This window comes from Oceaniglobus sp. K40-3, from assembly GCF_055808395.1.
The window spans coordinates 17,789-40,430 of the sequence record NZ_JBVVRW010000004.1; the positions used below are offsets into that span (position 1 = coordinate 17,789).

Consider the following 22,642-nt stretch of genomic DNA (forward strand, 5'->3'; position numbering starts at 1 on the left):
ATGGCGTTTGAGATGCACCAAAAGGTTCTGTTCCGCCATTGTGATCCGGCGGGTATTGTTTTTTTCCCGCGCTATTTTGAAATGATCAACGATTGCGTCGAAGATTTTTTCGACAAGGCGCTGGATTGGCCGTTTGAAACGCTCATGGGCGATGGGGGCGTGCCGACCGTTGATATTCAGGCCACCTTTGGCAGCCCCAGCCGCCATGGTGATGACCTGACGCTGGAAATGATCGTTGAAAGGGTCGGGCGCACGTCGCTGGGGTATCGGATGATTGCGCGCGCGGGCGCCGAACAGCGTTTCATCGCCAAGGCGACGCTGGTGCATACAGATGCCGATGGTCGGCCCGCCCCGTGGCCTGCCGGGATCAGACAAAAGCTATTGAACATGAAGGAAAAAGACATTGACCCATAAGATCATTCAACCCGAAGGCTGGGTGCCCGCCCGGGGCTATGCCAATGGAATGCTGGCCAAGGATGGCACCCTGCATATTGGTGGTCAGATCGGCTGGAACGGCGAACAACGCTTTGTCACGGATGATTTCATTGGTCAGATGCGTCAGGCCCTGGCCAATATCGTTACCATCGTCGAGGCGGCAGGCGGCAGGGCCAGCGATGTGACCCGCCTGACGTGGTTCGTGATCGACAAACGCGAATATCTTGCCCGCCAGCGCGAAGTTGGCGCCGCCTATCGCGATGTGTTCGGCAAGCATTTTCCCGCCATGTCCATGGTGGTGGTGGCGGGCCTGATCGAGGATGAGGCGCTGCTTGAAATCGAGGCGACCGCGCATCTGGGGTAAGGGTTACGGCGCCTCGATCATATCCACCCGCGTGGCGTGACGGCCGCCCTCAAAATCGGCGCTCAGAAACGCTTCGACGATTTCCAGCGCCAGGGCATCGCCCACCACACGCGCCCCGAGTGACAGCATGTTGGCATTATTGTGCTGGCGGATCATGCGGGCCGAAAACGGATCGGCGCAGACACCGCAGCGGATGCCGCTTACCTTGTTCGCCGCCATCATGATGCCCTGGCCGGTGCCACACAGGATGATGCCCAACCGGCAATCGCCAGAGGTGATGCGCTGTGCTGCCGCCTGGCCGTGCTTGGGGTAATGGGTGCTTTCTGGTGTTGTCGGGCCGATATCCACCGGTTCCCAGCCGAGGGTGGCGATATGGGCGGCGATGGCCTGCCGCAGTGGAATGGCGGCGTGGTCACTGGAAAGAACGATGCGGTTGTTGCTGGTCATGGGAAGATGGGTCCGATTGTGGCGGTATGGAGCATGCGCCCCTTGTCGCGCCAATCGTCCGGGTGTTCAAACGATAACAGCCGATCACACCACATTGCGTTCGCGATAGGTTTGAAGGAATGACGCGATGCGCGGATCGTCCGGTTCGCGGCTGAATATTTCGGCGGGGGGGACGCAATCCACCAGACGGCCCTTGTCCAGAAACGCCACCCTGTCGGCCACATGGGCGGCAAAGCCCATTTCATGGGTGACAACAACCATGGTCATGCCCTCGGCGGCCAGTTCCTTCATCACGTTCAGAACCTCGCCCACCAATTCGGGGTCAAGGGCCGATGTCGGTTCGTCAAACAGCATCACGTCAGGTTCCATGGCGATGGCCCGGGCGATGGCGACGCGTTGTTGCTGACCGCCCGACAGGCCCGAGGGGTAATTCCCGGCCTTGTCTTTCAGGTTTACCTTTTCAAGGGCCGCTTCGGCGCGGCGGCGGGCCTCGTCACGGGGCAGGTTGCGCACCCGCAGCAAGGCCTCGGCCACGTTTTCCAATGCGGTGAAATGGGGCCACAGGTTGAATTGTTGAAACACCATGCCGATCCGGCGCCGCTGTTGGCGCAGGGCGGTTGAGGCAAGGGGTTTGCGCGGTTGTGCGGCGCCGTCCTGCCATCCGATCAGCACACCGTCCATGCGCACCTCGCCGTCGTTGTAGTGTTCGAGGAAATTCAGACAGCGCAACAGGGTGCTTTTGCCCGACCCCGAAGGCCCGATCAGGCACAGCACCTCGGACCGGCGGACGTCGATCGTGATATCCTTGAGCGCCTGAAAGTCGCCGAATTTCTTGGACATATTGCGCAGGGTGATGATGGGATCGTCGTTGGCGGCGGCGGCAGGTTTGGGCATTGGCCACATCGTCCTTTCAGGAATTGAGCGTCAGGCGCGTTTCAGGTGGCGCATGGCACGCGCCTCTACTTTCTTGCCCAACCATGAGGTGGCCACGACAAGAATCCAGTAAAACACCGAAAGAACCAGAAAAGGTTCGATATAGGTAAAGGTTTCGGCGGCCATGGTTTGGGTTTCGTACAGCAGCTCGGGCACTGTCACCACCGACAGGATCGCGGTTTCCTTGGTCAGGATGATGACGAAATTGGTCAGGGGGGCCGTGATCAGCACCAACATTTGCGGCAACACGATGCGGCGCAGGATCGTTCCCTCGCCCAGGCCCACACAACGCGCCGCCTCAAGCTGTCCGGTGGGGATCGCGTTAAAGCCAGAGCGGAAAATCTCTGAGAAATAGGGGCTGCCATAGATCACAAAGCTGAGAATGCCAGCCTGAATCGGTGACAAAACCAGCCCCACATTCGGCCCGCCATAATACAGGATGAAAAGTTGAATCATGAACGGCGTGCCGCGAATGATCTCGATATAGGTTTGCAACACCCAGCGCACGGGCCGAGAGGACCAGCGGTAAAGACAGGCAATGGCAAAGCCAAGAACAACGCCGCCGAACGACCCGACGATCCAGCACAGGATCGTCACGCCAAAACCATGCAGCAGCGCGGGGCCATAGCGAAGGAAAAGATCAAATTCCATGTGCGCGCCCCTAACCCAGTTCCAGCCGCCGTTCGGCCATCCGGCCCAACTGCGCAATGGCAAAGTTGATCACGAAATAAATCGCGGCGGCGGCAATATAGATTTCCAGCGGGCGATAGGTTTGGCCGGTGATGTTCTGGGCAACCCGGGTCAGTTCGCCAATCCCGACCACCGAGGCAAGGGACGATACCTTGACCAGCAGGATCAGTTCATTGATCAGCGATGGCATGCCAAGGCGAAGCGCCTGTGGTATCAGAATGCGCCGCCACAGGGACAGGGGCGGAATGCCAAGGGCGTTGGCCGCCTCGGTTTGCCCGGCGGGAATGGTTTGCAGCGCACCGCGCAGGATTTCGGCGGTATAGGCCGCCGAACACATGCCCACCGCCAGAATTGCCGCCACGACCGCCGGTAAATCCAGCCCGATATGGGGCAATACATAGAAAAACAACAACAGTTGCACCAGCAAAGGCACGCCGCGAAAGAAACTGATGTAAACAGCAGCCACACGGCGCAGTCCTGCGGTGCCGGAAATGCGGGCGGCACAGATGACAATGCCCAGCAGGATACTGATTGCCATTCCGGCCAGCGAAATCAGCACCGTCCATTTTGCAGCACCGATCAGATAGGGCAAATTGTGAATGATGACGTCGAAAGAAAAGTTCACGGCGCGTGCCCCTCGCAAAGCAAGACAGATGGGTCCGGCCCGGCAAAACGCCGGACCGGTGAACGACAGAGGTTACTGAACCTCGGGCATGGTCATTGGCAATTCAGGCGCCGCGCCCAGCCATTTTTCGTTGATGGCGTCAAGGCGGCCATCTTTGTGCATCTTCACCAGAGCGGCGTTGATCGCTTCGATCAGGCTGGCGCTTTCGTCACCGGGGCGGGCAACCCAGCCAAAGAATTTCGGATCGCCAAAGGGCGGCATCACCAGTTTGAACAGTTCGGGGCGCTCAACCGCCGCATAACCCATCAGGGGCATGGAGTTTGCCACGCCCTGAATCCGGCCCGCTGCCAGATCGGCCAGGGCTTCGTCGATGTTCACATATTCGCGGATATCGGCGGGTTCCGGCAAGGTGGCCGAAAACGCCTTGAGCTGTTCCAACTGCGCCGAGCCTTTTTGCGACCCAACCGCCTTGCCCGCAATATCGGCGGGGGCGGATACGCTGTCGTCACCGGCCTTTTTGACCAACGCGACAGTTGCATTGCCGACGGGCAGGGTGAAACTGTACCGTTTTACCCGCTCGGCGGTGATGGTGACCGGCGCGTTGACGATGTCGAATTTGTTCGCTTCCAGACCGGGCAGGATGCTTGACCAGGGCAGGTCAAGATATTCGGCCTTTACGCCCAGTTCCTTGGCGACCTCATCGAACAAATCGCGCCCGATGCCCTGATATTCGCCATCAACCAATATGTCGAACGGCGCAAAGTGCATCTCGGTTGCGGCAACAATGGTGCCTTTGGCCTGAATATCGGCCAACAGATCGGCGTTGGCGGGTGCCGCCAAGGCAAGGCCAAAGGCGATCGCCGCAGCGGCGCCTTTCAGTATCGGTGTGTTCATGGTTTCTTCTCCCTCTGGTGAACGATGTTGTTTGTGGTCAATTACCAAGAATGCCGGGCAAGCGCAGCCCGTGTTCGCGGGCGCTGTCAAGCGCGATGTCATAGCCCGCATCCGCATGGCGCCAGACGCCCGAGGCTGGATCGTTCCACAGAACCCGCTCAAGCCGCCTGGCCGCTTCGGGGGTGCCATCGGCGCAGATCACCACGCCGGCATGCTGTGAAAATCCCATCCCGACACCGCCCCCGTGGTGCAGCGACACCCATGTCGCCCCCGAGGCCGTGTTGACCAGCGCATTCAGCAGCGGCCAATCCGACACGGCGTCAGAGCCGTCTTTCATCGCCTCCGTTTCACGGTTGGGCGAGGCGACAGAAGCCGCTGTCAAGGTGATCGCGGCCAATGACGATGGGCGCCTTCAGTTCGCCCGAGGCAACCATTTCGTTAAACGCCAGGCCCGCGCGGTGCCGGTCGCCCAGCCCGATCCAGCAGATCCGCGCCGGCAAGCCCTGAAAGGCGATCCGATCCCGCGCCATGTCCAGCCAGTTGTGCAGATGGGTGTTCTCGGGGAACAGCTCTTTCATCTTCTGGTCGGTCTTATAGATATCTTCCGGGTCTCCCGAAAGGGCGACCCAGCGAAACGGCCCGATACCTTGGCAGAACAGCGGGCGGATATAGGCGGGAACGAAACCGGGGAAGGCAAAAGCGTCTTCCAGCCCCTCTTCCAGCGCCATTTGACGGATGTTGTTGCCATAATCGACTGTGGGCACCCCGGCCTTGTGGAAATCGACCATCGCCGCCACCTGTACCCGCATCGACGCGCGGGCGGCCTTTTCCACCGCTTTCGGGTCACTTTCGCGCTTGGCGCGCCATTCCCCCATGCTCCACCCCTGGGGCAGATAGCCGTTGATCGGGTCATGGGCCGAGGTCTGATCAGTCACGATATCGGGCCGGATGCCACGGCGGAACAATTCGGGGTACACATCGGCGGCATTGCCCAAAAGGGCGACGGATTTCGCCTCGCCCGCCTTGGTCCAGCGATCGATCATCGCCAGCGCGTCATCAAGGCTGTCGGTTTTTTCATCAACGTAACGGGTGCGCAGGCGGAAATCGATGCTGTCGGGGTTGCATTCGACGGCAAGGCAGGACGCCCCCGCCATCACCGCCGCCAGAGGTTGCGCGCCGCCCATGCCCCCAAGGCCGCCGGTCAGAATCCATTTGCCCGCAAGGCTGCCATCGTAATGCTGACGCCCGGCTTCGGCAAAGGTTTCATACGTCCCCTGCACGATTCCCTGCGAGCCGATATAGATCCAGGATCCGGCGGTCATCTGGCCATACATGGCCAGCCCCTTTTTATCCAACTCGTTGAAATGGTCCCATGTGGCCCAGTGGGGCACCAGATTGGAATTGGCGATCAAAACCCGGGGCGCGTCGGTGTGGGTCTTGACGATGGCAACCGGTTTGCCCGACTGCACCACCAACGTTTCGTCGGCCTCAAGGCTTTTCAGGCTGTCGACGATCAGGTCAAAATCCTTCCAGGTGCGCGCCGCCCGGCCAATGCCACCATAAACAACCAATTCGTGCGGGTTTTCGGCCACGTCCGGGTGCAGGTTGTTCATCAGCATCCGCATCGGCGCCTCGGTCAGCCAGCTTTTCGCGGTGATCTCGGGGCCGGTGGGGGGTAAATATCGCGGGTGTTCTTGCGCGGATCGGTCATGAAATGCCTCCTAGGCTCGGGGCCAGATCGGCCAGGTCGGTCAGAATTGCGGTGAGGTGCCGACGCAGGCGCGTTGCCCGGTCCGGGTCATAGTCCCACGGCGGCGTTTCGGTTTTCAGATAGGTGGATTGTGCCAATTCCATCTGAATCGCGTGAAATCCCTCGGCCGGGCGGCCGTAATGGCGGGTTGTCCAGCCGCCTTTGAACCGTCCGTTCAGGGTGCTGGAATAATCCGCCGCCTCGGAACAACGTCGCACGACTGCCGCCTCGACCCGTGGGTCACAGGTGGCGCCTAAATTGGTGCCGATGTTGAAATCCGGCAGCGTTCCGTCAAACAGAAACGGAATGTGCGAGCGGATCGAGTGGCAATCATACAGGATCGCCACGCCGTGACGGGCGCGAACACGCTCCAACTCGGCCTGCAATGCGGCGTGATAGGGCGCGTGAAAATCTCGCAGGCGGGTGGCGATGTCGGTTTCATGCGGGGGTGCGACCATATATCTTTGCCGTCAAAATCGGTCAGTGGCACCAGACCCGTGGTGTTTTGCCCAGGATAGAGGCTGCCGCCCTCCGGGGCGCGGTTGGCGTCGATCACATAGCGGTGAAAAGTGGCGCGCACTGTCGTTGCCCCGGGCAAAATGCCATCATAGAGCCTGTGGATATGCCAGTCGGTGTCATCCAGCCCACGCCCGCGCGCGTTCAGATGTGCGGCAATTTCGGGCGGAACAAAGGTGCCGGTATGGGGCAGGCCCAGAACCACCGGGCTGTCGCCCCGGGTGATCTCAACCGGCATCATGGGGCCAACCCCGGCAATGCAATGCCCGCCGCATCGGCAATAGCACCATCCGCGACAAGCGTGGCCGCGCATTCCAGATCGGGCGCAAGATAGCGGTCTTCGCCCAGGGTCGCCACATCGGCGCGCACCCGCGCAAGCACCCGGGACAAGGGCGCGCTGGTGGTCAGGGGCGCGCGATACTCAAGCCCCTGCGCCGCACAGAGAAGTTCGACCCCAAGAATGCGTTCCAGATTTCCCACCATCTGACCAAGGCGCCGCGCACCATGCGCGGCCATGCTGACGTGATCTTCCTGATTGGCGCTGGTGGGGGTGCTGTCGGTCACGCAGGGATTGGCAAGGTGTTTGTTCTCGCTCATCAGGGCGGCGGTTGTCACTTCGGCGATCATGAACCCCGAACTCAGCCCCGGATCGGGGGTCAGGAACGGCGGGAGGTTAAAGCTCAGCACCGGATCGACGATCAGGGCAACACGCCGTTGGGCGATGGCCCCGATTTCGGCAACGGCCAGCGCGATCATATCGGCGGCAAACCCCACGGGTTCAGCATGAAAATTGCCCCCCGACACGATCAGATCGGCCCCGACCAGAACCAGAGGGTTGTCGGTGGCGGCATTCGCCTCGGTTTCCAGCGTCGTGGCGGCCATGCGCAGCAGGTCCATCGCGGCACCTGTCACCTGCGGCTGACAGCGGATGCAATAGGGGTCTTGCACCCGGGCATCATCGTCGCGGTGGCTTTCGCGGATCACCGACCCGGCCAGCAGATCGCGCATGGCGGCGGCGGCCTCGATCTGGCCCCGGTGGCCGCGCAATGCGTGGATTTCCGGCTGTAACGGTGCCGTTGACCCCATGATCGCATCGGTGGACATGGCCGATGTCACCAGCGCCGATTGCGCCGCGCGCCATGCCCCGAAAAGACCGCCCAGGGCAAACGCAGTGCTGAATTGCGTGCCGTTGATCAGCGCCAGCCCCTCTTTCGCGCCCAAGGGGATCGGGGTCAGTCCGGCCTTGGCCAATGCTTCGGCGCCGGGCATGGTTTTGCCTTCAAATTCGGCCTCGCCTGCGCCCATCAGCACGGCGGCCATATGGGCCAGCGGCGCCAGATCGCCCGACGCCCCGACAGACCCCTGCGCCGGGATCACCGGTGTCACGCCACGTTCCAGCATATCTTCGATCAGATCGATCAGTTCCAGCCGCACCCCCGACGCCCCGCGCCCGAGGCTGAGGAGTTTCAGAGCCATCACGAACCGCGCATGACGGCGCGAAATCGGCGCGCCGACACCGCAGCAATGGCTGAGGATCAGGTTGCGCTGAAGGGTGGCGGTGTCTTTCGTTTCAATCTTGACGCTGGCGAGTTTGCCAAACCCGGTGTTCACCCCATAGATCGCGGCGTTGCCTGCTGCTGCTGCCGCGATCCGGTCTGCCGCGTTCTGCATCGCGGGGCGGCAGGACGGATCAAGGCGCACGCCCGCCTCGTCCCAATAAATACGGGCCAGATCGGCCAGGGTTGCAGAACCGGGGATGAGGGTGAGGGTGGTCAAAGCTGGCCTCCAAAAATGCGGGCGTAAAGCGGGTTATATCCGATGCGATAGGCAAGCTCGGCCGGGTGATCGACCGACCAGACGGCCAGATCGGCGCGGTGTCCGGCGGCGATGGTGCCACAATCGCGCAGCCCAAGGGCGCGGGCCGCGTTGCGCGTCACACCGGCAAGGGCCTCTTCCGGGGTCATGCGGAACAGGGTGCAGCCCATGTTCATCGTCAGCAAAAGTGACGTCAGTGGCGACGAGCCGGGGTTGCAATCGGTGGCCAGCGCCATGGGCACGCCGTGCTGGCGCAGGGCGTCGATCGGCGGCATCCGGGTTTCGCGCAGGGTGTAAAAGGCACCCGGCAACACCACACCAACAGTGCCCGCCGCCGCCATGGCCGCCACCCCGTCATCGTCAAGATATTCGATATGATCCGCCGACAGCGCGCCATAGCGGGCGGCCAGTTTCGCGCCGCCCAGATTGGAAAGCTGCTCGGCATGGAGTTTGACCGGCAGGCCCAGTTCCCGCGCGACATCGAACACCCGCGCGATCTGTGACGGTGAAAAGGCGATGCCTTCGCAAAACCCGTCGACGGCATCCACCAACCCCTGGCCATGGGCGGCGCGCAGGGTCGGGATGCAGATGTCGTCAATATAGGCGTCGGCGTTGCCGCTGTATTCTGCCGGTGTTGCGTGGGCACCAAGAAAGGACGTCACGACACGCACCGCGCGGTTTTGCCCAATGGCCCGGGCCACGCGCAGCATGGCCAGTTCGGTGTCGCGGTTCAGGCCATAGCCGGATTTGATTTCAATCAGCGTGACGCCTTCGGCGATCATCGCATCAACCCGTGGCAGGGCATCGGCCAGCAATTCCGCCTCTGACGCGGTTCTGGTTGCCGTGACAGTCGAGACGATTCCGCCCCCGGCGCGCGCCACCTCCTCATAGCTGGCACCGTTCAGGCGCATTTCGAATTCCCGCGCCCGGTTGCCGCCAAACACCACATGGGTGTGACAATCAATCAACCCGGGCGTCACCAAACGACCATCCAGCGGGTGCTGAGAAAGGCCCGAAAATGCCTGTGGCAGATCCGCCTTTGGCCCGGCCCATGCGATTTTGCCAGCCACCATGGCGATGACGCCGTCGTCGATCAACCCATAGGCGGGGCCGTCTTTGGCCATTGTCGCGACGCGCAGGTCAGTGAGGAGGTGGTCGGTCATGGCACCCTCGTTGAGAATCTGTTCGACTTTGCTTGTATGAGCGTATAGATCTTATGTCTACACATAATAGCCATTAAAATAGGAAAACGCCGTGATATTCGCAAAGAACGCCTTGCTCGTGGATGGTTGGGCAGAAAATGTGCGTCTGGAAATTTCCGACGGGGTGCTGCGCGACATTCAAAGCGCAGCGGTGGCGCAGCCGGGCGATGTTCTGGTTGACACCTTGTTGCCCGCCCTGAGCAATTTGCACAGTCATACCTTTCAGCGCGCCATGGCCGGAATGACCGAATACCGTGCCGCAGGGCGTGATAGTTTCTGGACGTGGCGCGATCTGATGTACCGCTTCGTCAACCGCCTGACCCCCGAACAGATGGAGGCCATCGCCGCGCTGGTGTTCATGGAAATGCAGGAAGCGGGCTTTGGTGCGGTGGCCGAGTTTCACTATGTGCATCACCAACCCGGCGGCGCGCCTTACGGTGATCTGGCCGAACTGTCGAACCGGATTTTCGCGGCGGCGTCGGCAACCGGGATCGGTCTGACACATCTTCCCGTGCTTTATACCTATGGCGGCGCGGGGCAGGCCGCGCTGTCCGAGGGGCAGGCGCGGTTTGGCAATGATGTTGACCGGTTCTTGCGCCTTGTTGCAGCCACCCGCACAGGTTTGGCGGGGATGGCAGGCGATACCCGGGTCGGTATCGCGCCCCATTCCCTGCGGGCAACTTCGCCCCGCGATCTTGCCGATGTTCTGGCGGCGGCGCCCGGTGGCCCGGTGCATATCCACATCGCCGAACAGCCGAAAGAGGTGCAGGATATTCAGGCCCGGCTGGGGGCGCGTCCGGTGGACTGGCTGTTGGACAATGCCCCGGTCAACGGGGATTGGTGCCTGATTCACGCCACCCACATGAACGAGGATGAAACCCGGCGCATGGCCGCATCCGGCGCTGTTGCCGGGCTTTGCCCGATCACCGAGGCGAACCTGGGCGATGGGCCGTTCAATGGGCCTGCCTTTCTGAAGGCCGGGGGGCGGTTTGGGGTCGGGTCGGATTCCAACGTGTTGATTTCGCTGACCGAAGAATTGCGCACGCTGGAATATTCCCAACGCCTGCGCGATCTGGCGCGCAATGTTATGGTGGTTGGCGAAGGGTCAGTTGGCAAAACGCTGTATCGCGGCGCGGCGCAGGGGGGCGCGCGGGCGCTTGGCCGGGATGCGGGGGAAATCCGCGTTGGCGCGCTTGCCGATCTGGTTGCGATCGACAGCAGCGCCCCGGCGTTGTGCGCGCTGCCCCGTGAACAATTGTTGGATGGGCTGGTCTTTGCCGCCAAAGATGATGTCGTCACCGATCTGTGGAGCGCGGGGCGCCATGCGGTGCGCGATGGTCGCCATATCGACCGCGACCGTATCGTGGGCGAGTATCGCCGCGCGATTGCGGCGCTTATGGCCTCGGTCTAGGGATGGTTGGTCAGGGCGATCAGCAAGGCCGAGGCGCCTGTGGGCAGGGTCAGATGCGCCTGACCCGCCTCAAACAACGCGGTATCGCCACGCTGCAATTCACCCGCATCCCCCAGACCGGCGGTGCCGGACAGGCAATGCACCGCATGGGTATGCACAGCATCGGCACGCAGAACCCGGTTCGCCGGGCCGGTGATTGCCGTGACACTGCCCGTCATGCGCAGGGGATTGAACATCAGGTTGAGATCACGCAACCCCCGCTTTTCAGTTTCGAAACCACAGGCGTTCCGCCGTCGAACATGATAGGCACCCCCGGATCGGCCTGAAGAATGCCGTTCGGCGTTGTCAGTTCCATACCGCCCCCGTCGATCACCGTCAGAACGCGCATCAGCCCGGTGAAATCGGAAAACGGCCCGTCGCTGGCCACATCGGCCATGCTGAGGCGCCACAACAGATCGCCGTCCTCGCGCCTTTGAGCGATGTCACGGGTCACGCCGCCGCCGTTCTTCCACGGCATTTCCACCAGATCGGCCAGCCGGATCATGCGCATGAGAGGTTCCTTATTCCCTGATCGACACGGTGGGTATTCGCAATTATATGTATAAGCATAAATATAATAAGCATAGAGTATTTGGCATGCCGCAAAAAGTAACCTTTCGACAGGTCAAATCCGAGGTTCTCGCGCGGATTCGTGACAACACCTGGCCGCCGGGGGGTTGCTGCCCGGTGAGGTGGATCTTGCGGCCGAATTCGGCTGCGCCCGGGCAACGGTAAACCGTGCCCTGCGGGAACTGTCGGAAGAGGGTATCATAGATCGGCGGCGCAAGGCGGGAACGCGGGTCAAGATGTCGCCGGTGCGCCAGGTGAAATTCGAAATTCCCCTTGTGCGCACCGAAATCGAAGGCACCGGCGCGGTGTATCGCTATGCCCTGGTATCGCGCGAGATCATAATCGCGCCCGATTGGTTGCGGGCGCGGATTGCGCTTTTGCCAGGGTCGCGGGTGATCCATCTGGAATGTATGCATTACGCCGACGGCGCGCCGTTTCAGTTCGAAGACCGCTGGATCAACCTGTCGGCGGTTCCCGCCGCGGAAGAGGCGGATTTTTCAACCGACAACCCCAATGAATGGCTGGTGCGCACGGTGCCGTTTACCAGCGCGCAAATTCAACTTTCCGCCACCCTGTCGGATGAAAAGCTAAGCAATTTTCTGTTGATGGCCCCGGGCAGCCCGGTGTTCACTGCGGACCGGACCACATGGATGTCAGGCGTGCCGGTCACCAACACGCGCCTGTATTTCGCCAGCGGATATCAGATGGTTGCACGGTATTGACGCGACGGAAACGCAAACATGTCCCGGAGCTGACCATTATATTGCCGTAAAATTCTTGACGTCCGGATTTTTTACTCAGACCATGACGCCTGAGATAATCTCGTGTGTTGCCCGGGGGGCATCCGATTTTGAAATCAAATCCGCAGAGCGACAGTCTCGGGGCGCGTATGCGAGGGCAGCGGCAGCATTCGGTGATGTCGCTTCACTATCGTGGCGAAAACCCCCATTGTTGCCCCAACACGCCGGATCGGCGTGCGCGGCTACAGCAGTAAACCCAACCGGCATGCCGGTGGATAACAACCAGAACCAAGGGAGATAATGAGAATGATCTTTAAACACGCAATCGCAACTGGCCTGCTTTTGGCGGCAATGGGGGGGCGGCGTCTGCGCAGTCTCTTGTCTATTGTTCCGAAGGGTCGCCAGAAGGGTTCGATCCGGCGCTTTACACGGCGGGGACAACGTTTGATGCGTCCAGCCATCCGCTCTATGATGGTCTGGTTGAATTCAAGGTCGGCACCACCGAAACCATTCCCGGCCTCGCAGAAAGCTGGGAGGTGTCGGAGGACGGCAAGAAGGTAACCTTCCACCTGCGCCATGGCGTCAAGTTTCACAGCAACAGCATGTTTACCCCAACACGGGATTTCAACGCTGACGATGTGATTTTCACTTTTGATCGTCAGGGCAACGATGATAACCCCTATCATCTGGTGTCTGGCGGCACCTGGGAATATTACGGCAGCATGTCGATGCCCGAACTGGTGGACAGCATCGAAAAGGTTGACGACTATACCGTCGTGTTCAACCTGACCCGGCCCGAAGCGCCGTTCATTGCCAACATGGCCATGGATTTCGCCTCGATCGTGTCAAAGGAATATGCCGACGCGATGATGGACGCCGGCACCCCTGAAATGCTGAATCAGGCCCCCATCGGCACCGGTCCGTTCACATTCCAGGCCTATCAGAAAGATGCGGTTATCCGGTATCTTCGCAATGATGATTACTGGGGTGACAAGGCCAAGGTCGAAAGCCTGATCTTTGCGATCACGCCCGATGCCTCGGTGCGGTATCAAAAGGTGCAGGCGGGTGAATGCCACGTGATGGCCTATCCGAACCCCGCCGATGTGCAGGCGATGAAGGATTCCGATGATGTGGTCGTCATGGAGCAAGAGGGCCTGAACGTCGGCTATCTTGCCTATAACACCATGGTTGCGCCGTTTGACAATCCCAAGGTGCGCAAGGCGCTGAACATGGCGATCGACAAGCAGGCAATCATTGATGTGGTGTTCCAGGGGTCTGGCCAGATTGCCAAGAACCCGATTCCGCCAACCATGTGGTCCTATAACAATGCCATCGAAGACGATAAATATGACCCCGAGGCCGCCAAGGCAGCCCTGGAAGCCGAAGGCGTCACCGACCTGTCCATGAAAATCTGGGCGATGCCGGTTCAGCGCCCCTATAACCCCAACGCGCGCCGCATGGCCGAACTCATGCAGGAAGACTTCGCCAAGGTTGGCGTGAACGTGGAAATCGTTTCCTATGAATGGGGTGAATACCTGGAGCGGTCAAAGGCCGAAGACCGCGACGGTGCGGTTCTGCTGGGTTGGACGGGTGACAACGGCGATCCCGACAACTTTCTTGCCGTGCTGCTGGGCTGTGACGGCGTTGGCAAATCGAACCGTGCCCAATGGTGCAATGAGGAATTCGATTCCCTGATCCAGAAAGCCAAGGTTCTTCCGACCCAGGCAGAGCGTGCCAAACTGTACGAACAGGCACAGGTTGTCTTCAAGGATCAGGCGCCCTGGGCAACCATCGCCCATTCGGTCGTCTTCATGACCATGCGCCCCGAGGTTGAGGGCTATATCGTCGATCCGCTGGGTGGCCATATCTTCAATCAGGTCGGTCTGGCGCAATAAGGCGGACCAACACCAAAGGGCGGCGGATACTGCGCCGCCCTTTTCCCTCAAGTACAGGATATTTCCCAAGTGCCAGACAACCTGAAGACCCGCCTCGCAAGTTATGGCGCTGTCGCCGCCGATCTGGGGGTCGATGCGGTGGCACTTGTTCCGGGGCCGAATTTTACCCGCGCCCTGGGCCACAGTTTCATGAGCCACGAACGGCCGTTTCTGGTGGTTATTCCCGCCTCTGGTCTGGCGGCCGCACTGGTGCCCAACCTTGAACTGGGAAGCTGGGAACTGGTCGGATTCGAAGGCGCGGTTTTTGATTGGCGCGATCAATCCGGTTACGATGAGGCCTTTGCCGGTCTGACCCGGCATCTGAATATCTCGTCCCTTGCGGTTGAGGGGCAGGTGATGCGCGTGTTCGTTCACCACGCATTGAAAAACGCCCAGCCGGACCTGGCCATCACCGATGCCGAGCGTGAAATATCGGCCCTGCGGATGATCAAAACCGACGCCGATATTGCGGCAATGCAGGATGCCATCGACATATCCGAGCGGGCCTTGCGGCGCACGCTGGACTCGGTCCGTCTTGGCCAGACCGAAAAGCAGATTGAACAGACCCTTGTTCAGATGTTGTTCGCCGAAGGGGCGGACGATCAGTCATTCAGCCCCATCGTTGCGGCGGGCGACGGATCGGCGCGCCCCCATGCCCATGCCCGTGCCGATTACAAGGTCAAGGCGGGCGATGCGCTGTTGATCGACTTTGGCGCGCGCAAGCATGGGTTTGCCGCCGACATCACCCGCACCGTGTTTCTGGATCATGTGACGGATGAGGGGCGCGATGTGTATGAAACGGTGCTGCGGGCCAATCTGGCCGGGCTGGCCGTGACCCGCGCCGGCGTAACCGCCCATGACATCGACGATGCGGTCATTTCGGTGCTTGAGGCATCGCCCTATGCCAACCGCATACGCACGAAAACCGGTCACGGTCTTGGCCGCGAGGTGCATGAGGCGCCCTATATCATGCGCGGCAATCACATGGTTCTGCCCGCCGGAACCGTCTATACGAACGAACCCGGGTTGTATGAAATCGGCAATTTTGGCGTTCGCATCGAAGACGATGTTCTGGTGACGCAAGACGGTTATCGTTGCCTGACCAGTTTCCCCAAGGATCTGACGGTGATCTCATGCTGAAATATGTTCTCAGCCGGTTGCTGACGTTCATTCCCACATTTATCGGGGTCACGCTGATTTCGTTCAGTTTCATCCGCGCGCTTCCCGGTGATCCGATTCAGGTGATGGCGGGTGAACGGGGCATTTCGGATGAACGCTATCAGCAACTTGCCGAACAATTCGGGTTCAACCGTCCGATCTGGGTGCAGTTCTGGGATTACCTGACCGGGGTGATGCACGGCGATCTGGGCAATTCCTTTGTGACGAAACGCCCGGTTTGGGATGAATTCTTTGCGCTGTTCCCCGCCACGCTGGAACTGTCGATCTGTGCGATGATCTTTGCCTTGCTGCTGGGCCTGCCGGCGGGGGTGATTGCGGCGGTGAACCGTGGCAAATTCTTTGACCGCGCGCTGATGTCCACCGCCCTTGTGGGGTATTCGATGCCGATCTTCTGGTGGGCGTTGCTGCTGATCATCGTCTTTTCCGGCAACCTGCAATGGACCCCGGTTTCGGGGCGCATTGATCTGATTTACTATTTCCCCAACGCGACCGGTTTCATGCTGTATGACAGTATCGCCTCGGGGCAGAAGGGCGCGTTTTTGTCGGCGGTGCGCCATCTGATCCTGCCTACGATTGTCCTTGGAACGATCCCGCTTGCGGTGATTGCGCGCCAGACCCGTTCAGCCATGCTTGAGGTTCTGGGCGAGGATTATATCCGCACCGCCCGCGCCAAGGGCCTTGCGCCGCGCCGGATCAACGGGGTTCATGCCCTGCGCAATGCGCTTATCCCGGTGATTACCGTGATCGGCCTTTCGGTTGGCACCTTGCTGGCCGGTGCCATTCTGACCGAAACGATTTTCAGTTGGCCAGGCATTGGAAAATGGATGGTCGACAGTATTTTCCGCCGTGATTATCCGGTGGTGCAGGGGGGCTGTTGCTGATTGCCGTGATGGTGATGGTCGTTAATCTGACCGTCGACATGCTCTATGGCGTCATCAACCCCAAGATCAGGAAACGCTGATGTCCGATGCAGTTCAAACCGAGGGTGAAATCACCCCCGAACGACCGGGCCGTCTGTCCGAATTCTGGTTCTATTTCCGCGAAAACCGTGGGGCGGTCATCGGCCTGTGGATTTTCGCGGTCTTTGCCTTTCTGGCGCTTTTTGGTCCATGGGTGGCGCCCCATGACGCCACGGCGCAGTTTCGCAGTGACACCCTGCTGCCACCGGTCTGGGAGGAGGGCGGCAGTTGGAAATATATCCTTGGCACCGATCCTTTGGGCCGGGATATGTTGTCACGGCTGATTGTCGGTGCGCGGTTTTCCTTTTTCGTCGGCATCGTGGTGGTCAGCATCGCGGCCACGGGTGGTATTCTGATCGGGCTTATTGCCGGGTTTGCGCCAAAGTGGCTGGACAGTGTGATCATGCGGATCATGGATGTTATTCTGGCGTTTCCGTCGCTGTTGCTGGCGCTGGTGCTGGTGGCCATTCTGGGGCCGTCGCTCACCAATGCGATGATTGCCATCGCCATTGTTTTACAGCCCCACTATGTGCGCCTGACCCGGGCCAGTGTTTTGTCGGAACGGCCAAAGGATTATGTCACCTCGGCCCGCGTGGCCGGGGCCGGGTATCTGCGGCTTATGTTCATCACGGTGCTGCCCAACTGCCTTGCGCCGATCATTGTTCAGGCGGCGCTGTCGTTTTCAACGGCAATCCTTGATGCGGCGGCCCTTGGGTTTTTGGGCATGGGGGCACAACCGCCAACGCCGGAATGGGGCACCATGCTGGCCGAGGCGCGCGAATTCATCCTGCGGGCGTGGTGGGTGGTGACATTCCCCGGTCTTGCGATCCTTGTCACGGTGTTGGCGATCAACCTGATGGGCGACGGGCTGCGCGATGCGCTGGACCCCAAGCTGAAACGGAGCTGAGCCAATGTCATTGTTACGCATTCGCAACCTCAGCGTTGATTTTGCCACGGCTTCGGGGCCGTTCCGGGCGGTCGACGGGGTGGATCAAGACGTGAACACCGGCGAAATTCTGGCCATCGTCGGGGAAAGCGGCTCTGGCAAATCGGTGTCGATGCTGGCGATGATGGGGCTGTTGCCCTGGACCGCCACCATCACCGCGGATGAGATCACCTTTGACGGCCACGATCTATTGAATATGGGCAGTCGCGAACGGCGCACGATCGTTGGCAATGACCTTGCCATGATCTTTCAGGAACCGATGTCGTCGCTGAACCCCTGTTTCACCGTGGGCTGGCAGATCAAGGAATCCCTGCGCATTCACCTTGGCCTGAACCGGCGCGCCCGGCACGCGCGGGCGGTTGAATTGTTCGAACAGGTGGGCATCCCGGACCCGGAAAAGCGGCTTTCGGCCTTTCCTCACCAGATGTCGGGGGGATGAACCAACGGGTAATGATCGCCATGGCGATTGCCTGTAAACCGAAACTGTTGATCGCGGATGAACCGACAACGGCGCTGGATGTGACGATTCAGGCGCAGATCCTTGATCTGCTGGCGTCGCTGCGCCATGAAACGGGCATGGGTCTGGTGCTGATCACCCACGACATGGGCGTTGTGGCCGAAACCGCCGAGCGGGTCAGCGTGCAATACGCGGGCCAGAAGATCGAGGAACAGCCCGTCATTGATATTTTCGACAGCCCCCATCACCCCTATACCTCGGCGCTGCTGGATGCCCTGCCCGAACGGGCCACGGAACGGCGCCTGCCCACCATTCCCGGTGTTGTCCCGGGGCAGTTTGACCGCCCGGCAGGGTGCCTGTTTTCGCCGCGCTGCAAATTTGCCGATGCCCGGTGCAAGGCCGAAGCGCCGGTGCAACAGGGGGCCGCACTGGGCTTTGCGCGGTGTTTTTATCCGCTGAACACAGATGAAAGGGCAGCATCATGACTGACCCGGTAATGACGGCAGACCTGCTTGAGCGGCATTATGACGTGGGCGGCGGGATTTTCCGCGCCGCAAAAACGCTCAAGGCGGTGGCAGGCGTGTCGTTCGATCTTTTCCCCGGCAAAACCCTTGCCGTGGTCGGAGAAAGCGGCTGTGGAAAATCCACATTGGCGCGTCTGGTCACGATGATCGAAGAACCGACCGCGGGTTCCCTGACCCTTGATGGCAAACCCGTCGTGCCGGAAGATTGGGCGTCGTTGCGCAAATCGGTGCAGATCGTGTTTCAGGATCCCTATAGTTCGCTGAACCCGCGCCAGCGCATCGGCGCCATTCTGGAAGAACCTCTCAAGATCAACCGCCCCGGCATGAGCAGCGCCGAACGCTCGGACAAGGCGCGCGAAATGCTGCGGCTGGTGGGGTTGCGCCCCGAACATTTTGACCGCTATCCGCATATGTTTTCGGGCGGTCAGCGGCAACGCATCGCGATTGCCCGCGCGCTCATGCTTGACCCTCGGGTCTTGGTTCTGGATGAGCCGGTGTCGGCCCTTGATCTGTCGATTCAAAGCGCGGTGCTGAACCTGCTGCTGGATTTGCAGGAACGGATGCAACTGGCCTATCTGTTCATCAGTCACGATCTGAGCGTGGTGCGCCATGTCGCGGATGAGGTGATCGTGATGTATCTGGGCCGCGCCGTTGAAAAGGGCAGCCGCACCGATGTGTTCAGCGCGCCGTTTCACCCCTATTCCAAGGCGCTGTTGTCCGCGACGCCGCAGGCCGATCCGCGATCAGCAAAAAAGCGGATCAAACTGGAAGGCGAACTGCCATCGCCGCTGTCCATTCCCGATGGGTGCCCCTTTGCGCCCCGATGCTGGAAGGCGCAGGACAAATGCCGCGCCAACAGGCCGGAACTGGGAACCGCGCCGCACACGGCGGCCTGTTTCTTTCCTGAATCCCAGTGATCCGAAATCCGGACAGATCCTTTTCGGACAAGGGTAAATTGCTGTTGATCGCTTGAAACTCCGGGGCAATCATTGCTATTTAGGTCAACTTAAAAAAGCCGGAGAATTCCATGTCAGAGCAACGTCTTATCCGCTATGATTCTGCCGATGCGCAGGCAGGCGGGCAAAAGCGCCCCTTCGCCAAGGCCGTGCGCGCTGGCGATTATGTGCATGTCTCGGGGCAGGTGCCCACGCGCGATGGCGAGGTCATCAGCGGCGGCATCGTGGCCCAGACCGAACAGGTGATCGCCAATATCAAAGAGGTGCTGGCCATGGCTGGTTGCGGGCTTGAGGATGTGGTGAAACTGAATTGCTGGCTGGATGATCCGCGCGATTTTTCCTCGTTCAATGCGGTGTTTGAAAAACACTTTGCCGCCAACCCACCTGCGCGTTCCACGGTGGAATCGCGCCTGATGGTCGATGCGAAGGTCGAAATTGACGCCCTTGCCTGGAAACCGTTGTGACGATGCGGGGTAAAGCAACGCCATGAAGGTTCTGATTTATCACAACAAGGCAAAAGCCGCCGATTGCGTGGCCTCGCTGCTTGCCGCACGTCTGGCCACCTGCCCTGACACGGTGCTTGGGCTGGCCACTGGCGGCACCATGGAGGCGGTCTATGACCGTCTGATCGCGCGCCACAAAGCGGGCGAGATGAGCTTTGCCAAGGCGCAATCCTTTAACCTTGACGAATATGTCGGCCTGTCGCCGGATCATCCCTGTTCCTATTGGCGTTACATGCGCGAAAAGCTGTTCAACCATGTGGATATCGCCCCTGAACGGGCGTTTCTGCCCCAGGGCGACACCCTAGATGCGGAACAAGAGGCGGTGCGATACGAGGCGGCCATCGTTCAGGCCGGTGATATCGGGCTGCAACTGTTGGGGCTGGGCGCCAACGGGCATATCGGGTTCAACGAACCCACCTCAAGCCTTGCCTCGCTGACCCGGATCAAAACCCTGACCCATTCCACCCGCGAAGCAAACGCGCGATATTTCGCGCGGTTCGATGATGTGCCGCGTCTGGCAATCACCATGGGCATCGGCACCATCATGCGCGCTGACGAAGTGGTGCTTTTGGCCTTTGGTGCGGCCAAGGCCGAGGTTGCGGCGCGGATGATCGAAGGCCCGGTTTCTGCGGCCTGTCCGGCGTCGGTGCTGCAAATGCACCGCAAGGCAACGATCGTGCTGGATGAAGACGCCGCCAGCGCCCTTGCCCTGCGCGATTACTACGAGGCGGTGCACCCCGAACCGCGCGACAGCGCGATCTGATCCAGCGCGGCGCGCAGGGCGGCAACCCTGCGCGCATCGGTGCCCTTTGCCCCGGGGGTTGAAACCCGAATGCGGTGACATTCGGGTTGGCACAAGGGGGCAGGGGGGCCGCGCAAGAGGCGTGGATTTGCGTCAATGGCAAAGCGGCGGCAAACCGGGCCGCGTTTTCGACGGTGACGCCACCGCCGGGCATCACGGTAATATCAGGGCGGGCGGCGGCCATTTGCACCAGCCGCGCCATGCCCTTCTCCGCCGTTTGCGCCCCCCTGACGACAGAACGCGCCCGATCCCCAATGCGGCGCACAGCTCCATTGCCGCTTCGGGGTCTGGGGTCAGGTCAACGGCGCGGTGCAGGGCAATGTCCAACCCTTCGGCCTCTTGCACCAGGGCGCGCAGGGTGTCGCGATCAAGGCGGCCATCGGGCAGGGACGCGCCAATCACCACCCCGGCCAACCCGGCGTTGCGCGCGGCGTGGATTTCAGTGATCTGCGCGCGCACCTCGGTCGGGGACCAGACGAAATCACCGGCGCGGGGGCGGATCATGGCGACGGCGGGCAATGGCCCTTGCGCCGCGATCTGCATCAGGCCGGCCGAGGGGGTCAGCCCCCCAACGGCCAGCGCCGCGCAGAGTTCGATCCGGTCTGCCCCGCCTTGGGCGGCGGCGGTGATGCCTGCCGCGTCGTCCACGCAAACCTCAAGCGTGATGCGTGTCATGTGCGCCCCTTTCCAGAAAAACCAACAGCGCGGCACCGATAACACCGCCGATGCCCCCCAGCACCGATGCCGTGCCATAGCCACCGATGCTGGTGCCAAGGGCAAACAATCCGGCCCCGAAGGCTGCGCCAAGAAACATGTTCACCGCGATCAGCGAGGCCGACAGGCCGGGGCGATCCCGGATCAGATCAAGCAGATAACTGATCGGAAGCGAGATGATTCCGGCGGCGGCAATCCCCGCAATCACGCTGGCGGCGTACACATGCCATGGCGCCGATGCCCCGGCTATGATGGCAAGATAGACAAAGTAAAGCGCGGCTGAAATCGCAAGGGCCGTTGTCAGGTGTATCCGGTTCACCACCATGGCCCAGAACAACATGAACCCGACTTCAAGGATCGCGACCATCCCCACCAGAAACCCGATATCTTCGGCCACCCCATTGGCGCGGCCCGTCACGATCAGCGGCAGAACCGTGGCATTCACGGTTAAAACCTGCGTGATCAACGCAACCCCCAGAATGCGCAGCAGGGTGCCGCGCCCAAGGACGTTGAGCAGGTCAAACACGGCAGGGCGGCGCAACCGCACCTGCGCCGGGCGGTCGGGCCGCCCACTGGTCGGGGCCACGGGGGATGTTCCCGCACCGCCGATGGGAATGGAATCGGGGGCGGGCCTTGGGCGCGCGGGGCGGTCGGCGTCCATCCCGAACAGCACGGTCAAAAGGCAGCCGGTCGAAAATATCGCGGCGATCAGATAGGCGGTGATCATGCTGTCCTGCCGCGCAAGGATCAGCCCGACAATCCCCGGCACCAGAACCCAGGCCAGCGAAATCATCATCCGCATCAGAGAATTGGCGATATTCGCCTCGTGCGGGGTGAACCCGGCTGTGTGGGCGCGAACATTGCCAAACAACATCGAATTCGTTGCATGAAACAGCGCCAGTGGCGCGATGGTGGCAAAGGCAAAGGTCAGTGGCGTCGGGTAAAGCCAGATCATGCCATACCCGATCAAACCAAACCCCGACACAAAGATCAGCGGCCTGCGATAGCTTTGGAAACGGTCGGACAGATACCCGCTCAGGATGGCGATCAACACCTGCGCGACCGAGGCGGCAAGGGCAAGCGCGGCATAGGCATGGTTCGACAGGCCCAATTCGCGGATGCCGATGACCGATTGATAGGGTGACGTGGCCGCCCCGGCAAAACCGTAAAAGAAAATCGCCATCGCCGAGGCGCGCACGATCCGATGATCGCGCAGGATGGAAAGCCAGGCGTGCAT

The 22,642-nt window shown here is 60.8% G+C and carries 20 protein-coding genes and 5 pseudogenes; 12 read left to right on the top strand and 13 right to left on the bottom strand.

The annotated features are described in order from the left end of the window. Positions 1-12 precede the first annotated feature (12 nt). Entirely contained in the window at positions 13-414 is a 402-nt protein-coding gene (locus AC0L7P_RS19460) for an acyl-CoA thioesterase (protein WP_473435804.1), read from the top strand. Continuing rightward, entirely contained in the window at positions 404-799 is a 396-nt protein-coding gene (locus AC0L7P_RS19465) for a RidA family protein (protein ID WP_473435805.1), read from the top strand. The genes AC0L7P_RS19460 and AC0L7P_RS19465 overlap by 11 nt, the downstream gene beginning before the upstream one ends. A 3-nt stretch (positions 800-802) precedes the next feature. On the opposite strand, the gene rpiB is transcribed toward AC0L7P_RS19465, so the two are convergent. From rpiB to hutI, 9 genes and pseudogenes are all read right to left on the bottom strand, one after another. Next, positions 803-1,246, bottom strand: a complete 444-nt coding sequence (rpiB, locus tag AC0L7P_RS19470; RefSeq protein WP_473435806.1) for a ribose 5-phosphate isomerase B — start codon at positions 1,244-1,246, stop codon at positions 803-805. An 84-nt stretch (positions 1,247-1,330) separates the two neighbouring features. After that, the gene (locus tag AC0L7P_RS19475) at positions 1,331-2,140 is read right to left on the bottom strand and encodes an amino acid ABC transporter ATP-binding protein (RefSeq protein ID WP_473435807.1); all 810 of its coding nucleotides are present in this window, start codon (positions 2,138-2,140) and stop codon (positions 1,331-1,333) included. Between the two features lie 30 nt (positions 2,141-2,170). Further along, complete coding sequence (locus tag AC0L7P_RS19480; protein ID WP_473435808.1) at positions 2,171-2,830, bottom strand: amino acid ABC transporter permease; 660 nt, start codon at positions 2,828-2,830, stop codon at positions 2,171-2,173. Positions 2,831-2,840: 10 nt separating this feature from the next. Further along, positions 2,841-3,494 (bottom strand): amino acid ABC transporter permease, encoded by a 654-nt coding sequence (locus AC0L7P_RS19485; RefSeq protein WP_473435809.1) that lies wholly within the window; start codon positions 3,492-3,494, stop codon positions 2,841-2,843. Between the two features lie 72 nt (positions 3,495-3,566). Continuing rightward, positions 3,567-4,388, bottom strand: a complete 822-nt coding sequence (locus AC0L7P_RS19490) for a transporter substrate-binding domain-containing protein (protein WP_473435810.1) — start codon at positions 4,386-4,388, stop codon at positions 3,567-3,569. A gap of 37 nt (positions 4,389-4,425) precedes the next feature. Continuing rightward, positions 4,426-6,099 (bottom strand): annotated as a pseudogene (hutU, locus tag AC0L7P_RS19495) (urocanate hydratase). Next, a pseudogene (gene hutG / locus AC0L7P_RS19500) lies at positions 6,096-6,895 on the bottom strand (N-formylglutamate deformylase). The pseudogenes hutU and hutG overlap by 4 nt, the downstream one beginning before the upstream one ends. Beyond that, on the bottom strand, positions 6,892-8,430 hold the full coding sequence (gene hutH, locus AC0L7P_RS19505; RefSeq protein WP_473435811.1) for a histidine ammonia-lyase: 1,539 nt from the start codon (positions 8,428-8,430) through the stop codon (positions 6,892-6,894). The pseudogene hutG and the gene hutH overlap by 4 nt, the downstream one beginning before the upstream one ends. After that, positions 8,427-9,632 (bottom strand): imidazolonepropionase, encoded by a 1,206-nt coding sequence (gene hutI / locus AC0L7P_RS19510; protein WP_473435812.1) that lies wholly within the window; start codon positions 9,630-9,632, stop codon positions 8,427-8,429. Before hutI ends, hutH begins: the two co-directional genes overlap by 4 nt. Before the next feature lie 91 nt (positions 9,633-9,723). Between hutI and AC0L7P_RS19515 the strand changes: the two genes are divergently transcribed. Continuing rightward, complete coding sequence (locus AC0L7P_RS19515; RefSeq protein ID WP_473435813.1) at positions 9,724-11,082, top strand: formimidoylglutamate deiminase; 1,359 nt, start codon at positions 9,724-9,726, stop codon at positions 11,080-11,082. Here the strand turns inward: AC0L7P_RS19515 and AC0L7P_RS19520 are convergent. Together AC0L7P_RS19520 and AC0L7P_RS19525 are read right to left on the bottom strand one after the other, a co-directional pair. After that, the gene (locus AC0L7P_RS19520) at positions 11,079-11,336 is read right to left on the bottom strand and encodes a HutD family protein (RefSeq protein ID WP_473435814.1); all 258 of its coding nucleotides are present in this window, start codon (positions 11,334-11,336) and stop codon (positions 11,079-11,081) included. The genes AC0L7P_RS19515 and AC0L7P_RS19520 overlap by 4 nt on opposite strands. After that, positions 11,318-11,632 (bottom strand): HutD/Ves family protein, encoded by a 315-nt coding sequence (locus tag AC0L7P_RS19525; protein WP_473435815.1) that lies wholly within the window; start codon positions 11,630-11,632, stop codon positions 11,318-11,320. Before AC0L7P_RS19525 ends, AC0L7P_RS19520 begins: the two co-directional genes overlap by 19 nt. A gap of 181 nt (positions 11,633-11,813) precedes the next feature. Between AC0L7P_RS19525 and AC0L7P_RS19530 the strand changes: the two genes are divergently transcribed. The 9 genes and pseudogenes from AC0L7P_RS19530 to nagB all read left to right on the top strand — a co-directional run bounded on the left by AC0L7P_RS19530 (position 11,814) and on the right by nagB (position 20,652). Further along, positions 11,814-12,413 (top strand): GntR family transcriptional regulator, encoded by a 600-nt coding sequence (locus AC0L7P_RS19530; RefSeq protein ID WP_473435816.1) that lies wholly within the window; start codon positions 11,814-11,816, stop codon positions 12,411-12,413. A gap of 554 nt (positions 12,414-12,967) precedes the next feature. Then, positions 12,968-14,326, top strand: a complete 1,359-nt coding sequence (locus AC0L7P_RS19535; protein WP_473435817.1) for an ABC transporter substrate-binding protein — start codon at positions 12,968-12,970, stop codon at positions 14,324-14,326. Positions 14,327-14,395: 69 nt separating this feature from the next. Further along, the gene (locus tag AC0L7P_RS19540; protein ID WP_473435818.1) at positions 14,396-15,505 is read left to right on the top strand and encodes a M24 family metallopeptidase; all 1,110 of its coding nucleotides are present in this window, start codon (positions 14,396-14,398) and stop codon (positions 15,503-15,505) included. Continuing rightward, positions 15,499-16,505 (top strand): annotated as a pseudogene (locus tag AC0L7P_RS19545) (ABC transporter permease subunit). Before AC0L7P_RS19540 ends, AC0L7P_RS19545 begins: the two are co-directional and overlap by 7 nt. Continuing rightward, positions 16,505-17,410: an ABC transporter permease subunit gene (locus AC0L7P_RS19550; RefSeq protein WP_473435819.1), complete on the top strand. Its 906-nt coding sequence runs from the start codon at positions 16,505-16,507 to the stop codon at positions 17,408-17,410. Before AC0L7P_RS19545 ends, AC0L7P_RS19550 begins: the two are co-directional and overlap by 1 nt. 4 nt (positions 17,411-17,414) lie before the next feature. Continuing rightward, positions 17,415-18,391: pseudogene (locus AC0L7P_RS19555) on the top strand (ABC transporter ATP-binding protein). Beyond that, positions 18,388-19,347: an ABC transporter ATP-binding protein gene (locus AC0L7P_RS19560; protein ID WP_473435820.1), complete on the top strand. Its 960-nt coding sequence runs from the start codon at positions 18,388-18,390 to the stop codon at positions 19,345-19,347. The pseudogene AC0L7P_RS19555 and the gene AC0L7P_RS19560 overlap by 4 nt, the downstream one beginning before the upstream one ends. Positions 19,348-19,457: 110 nt before the next feature. Beyond that, entirely contained in the window at positions 19,458-19,850 is a 393-nt protein-coding gene (locus AC0L7P_RS19565) for a RidA family protein (protein WP_473435821.1), read from the top strand. Between the two features lie 22 nt (positions 19,851-19,872). After that, positions 19,873-20,652: a glucosamine-6-phosphate deaminase gene (gene nagB / locus AC0L7P_RS19570; RefSeq protein ID WP_473435822.1), complete on the top strand. Its 780-nt coding sequence runs from the start codon at positions 19,873-19,875 to the stop codon at positions 20,650-20,652. Here nagB and AC0L7P_RS19575 read toward each other — a convergent pair. After that, positions 20,610-21,366, bottom strand: a pseudogene (locus AC0L7P_RS19575) (copper homeostasis protein CutC). The gene nagB and the pseudogene AC0L7P_RS19575 sit on opposite strands and share 43 nt — an antisense overlap. Next, the gene (locus tag AC0L7P_RS19580; protein WP_473435823.1) at positions 21,347-22,642 is read right to left on the bottom strand and encodes an MFS transporter; all 1,296 of its coding nucleotides are present in this window, start codon (positions 22,640-22,642) and stop codon (positions 21,347-21,349) included. The pseudogene AC0L7P_RS19575 and the gene AC0L7P_RS19580 overlap by 20 nt, the downstream one beginning before the upstream one ends.

Excerpts from the sequence above, each read along its gene's own strand:
- AC0L7P_RS19460 (WP_473435804.1), top strand. The coding sequence starts at position 13 with ATGCACCAAAAGGTTCTGTTCCGCCATTGTGATCCGGCGGGTATTGTT.
- AC0L7P_RS19565 (WP_473435821.1), top strand. The coding sequence starts at position 19,458 with ATGTCAGAGCAACGTCTTATCCGCTATGATTCTGCCGATGCGCAGGCA.
- AC0L7P_RS19550 (WP_473435819.1), top strand. The coding sequence starts at position 16,505 with ATGTCCGATGCAGTTCAAACCGAGGGTGAAATCACCCCCGAACGACCG.
- nagB (WP_473435822.1), top strand. The coding sequence starts at position 19,873 with ATGAAGGTTCTGATTTATCACAACAAGGCAAAAGCCGCCGATTGCGTG.
- AC0L7P_RS19525 (WP_473435815.1), bottom strand. The coding sequence starts at position 11,632 with ATGCGCATGATCCGGCTGGCCGATCTGGTGGAAATGCCGTGGAAGAAC.
- hutI (WP_473435812.1), bottom strand. The coding sequence starts at position 9,632 with ATGACCGACCACCTCCTCACTGACCTGCGCGTCGCGACAATGGCCAAA.
- AC0L7P_RS19480 (WP_473435808.1), bottom strand. The coding sequence starts at position 2,830 with ATGGAATTTGATCTTTTCCTTCGCTATGGCCCCGCGCTGCTGCATGGT.
- rpiB (WP_473435806.1), bottom strand. The coding sequence starts at position 1,246 with ATGACCAGCAACAACCGCATCGTTCTTTCCAGTGACCACGCCGCCATT.
- AC0L7P_RS19490 (WP_473435810.1), bottom strand. The coding sequence starts at position 4,388 with ATGAACACACCGATACTGAAAGGCGCCGCTGCGGCGATCGCCTTTGGC.
- AC0L7P_RS19580 (WP_473435823.1), bottom strand. The coding sequence starts at position 22,642 with ATGCACGCCTGGCTTTCCATCCTGCGCGATCATCGGATCGTGCGCGCC.
- AC0L7P_RS19475 (WP_473435807.1), bottom strand. The coding sequence starts at position 2,140 with ATGCCCAAACCTGCCGCCGCCGCCAACGACGATCCCATCATCACCCTG.
- AC0L7P_RS19560 (WP_473435820.1), top strand. The coding sequence starts at position 18,388 with ATGACTGACCCGGTAATGACGGCAGACCTGCTTGAGCGGCATTATGAC.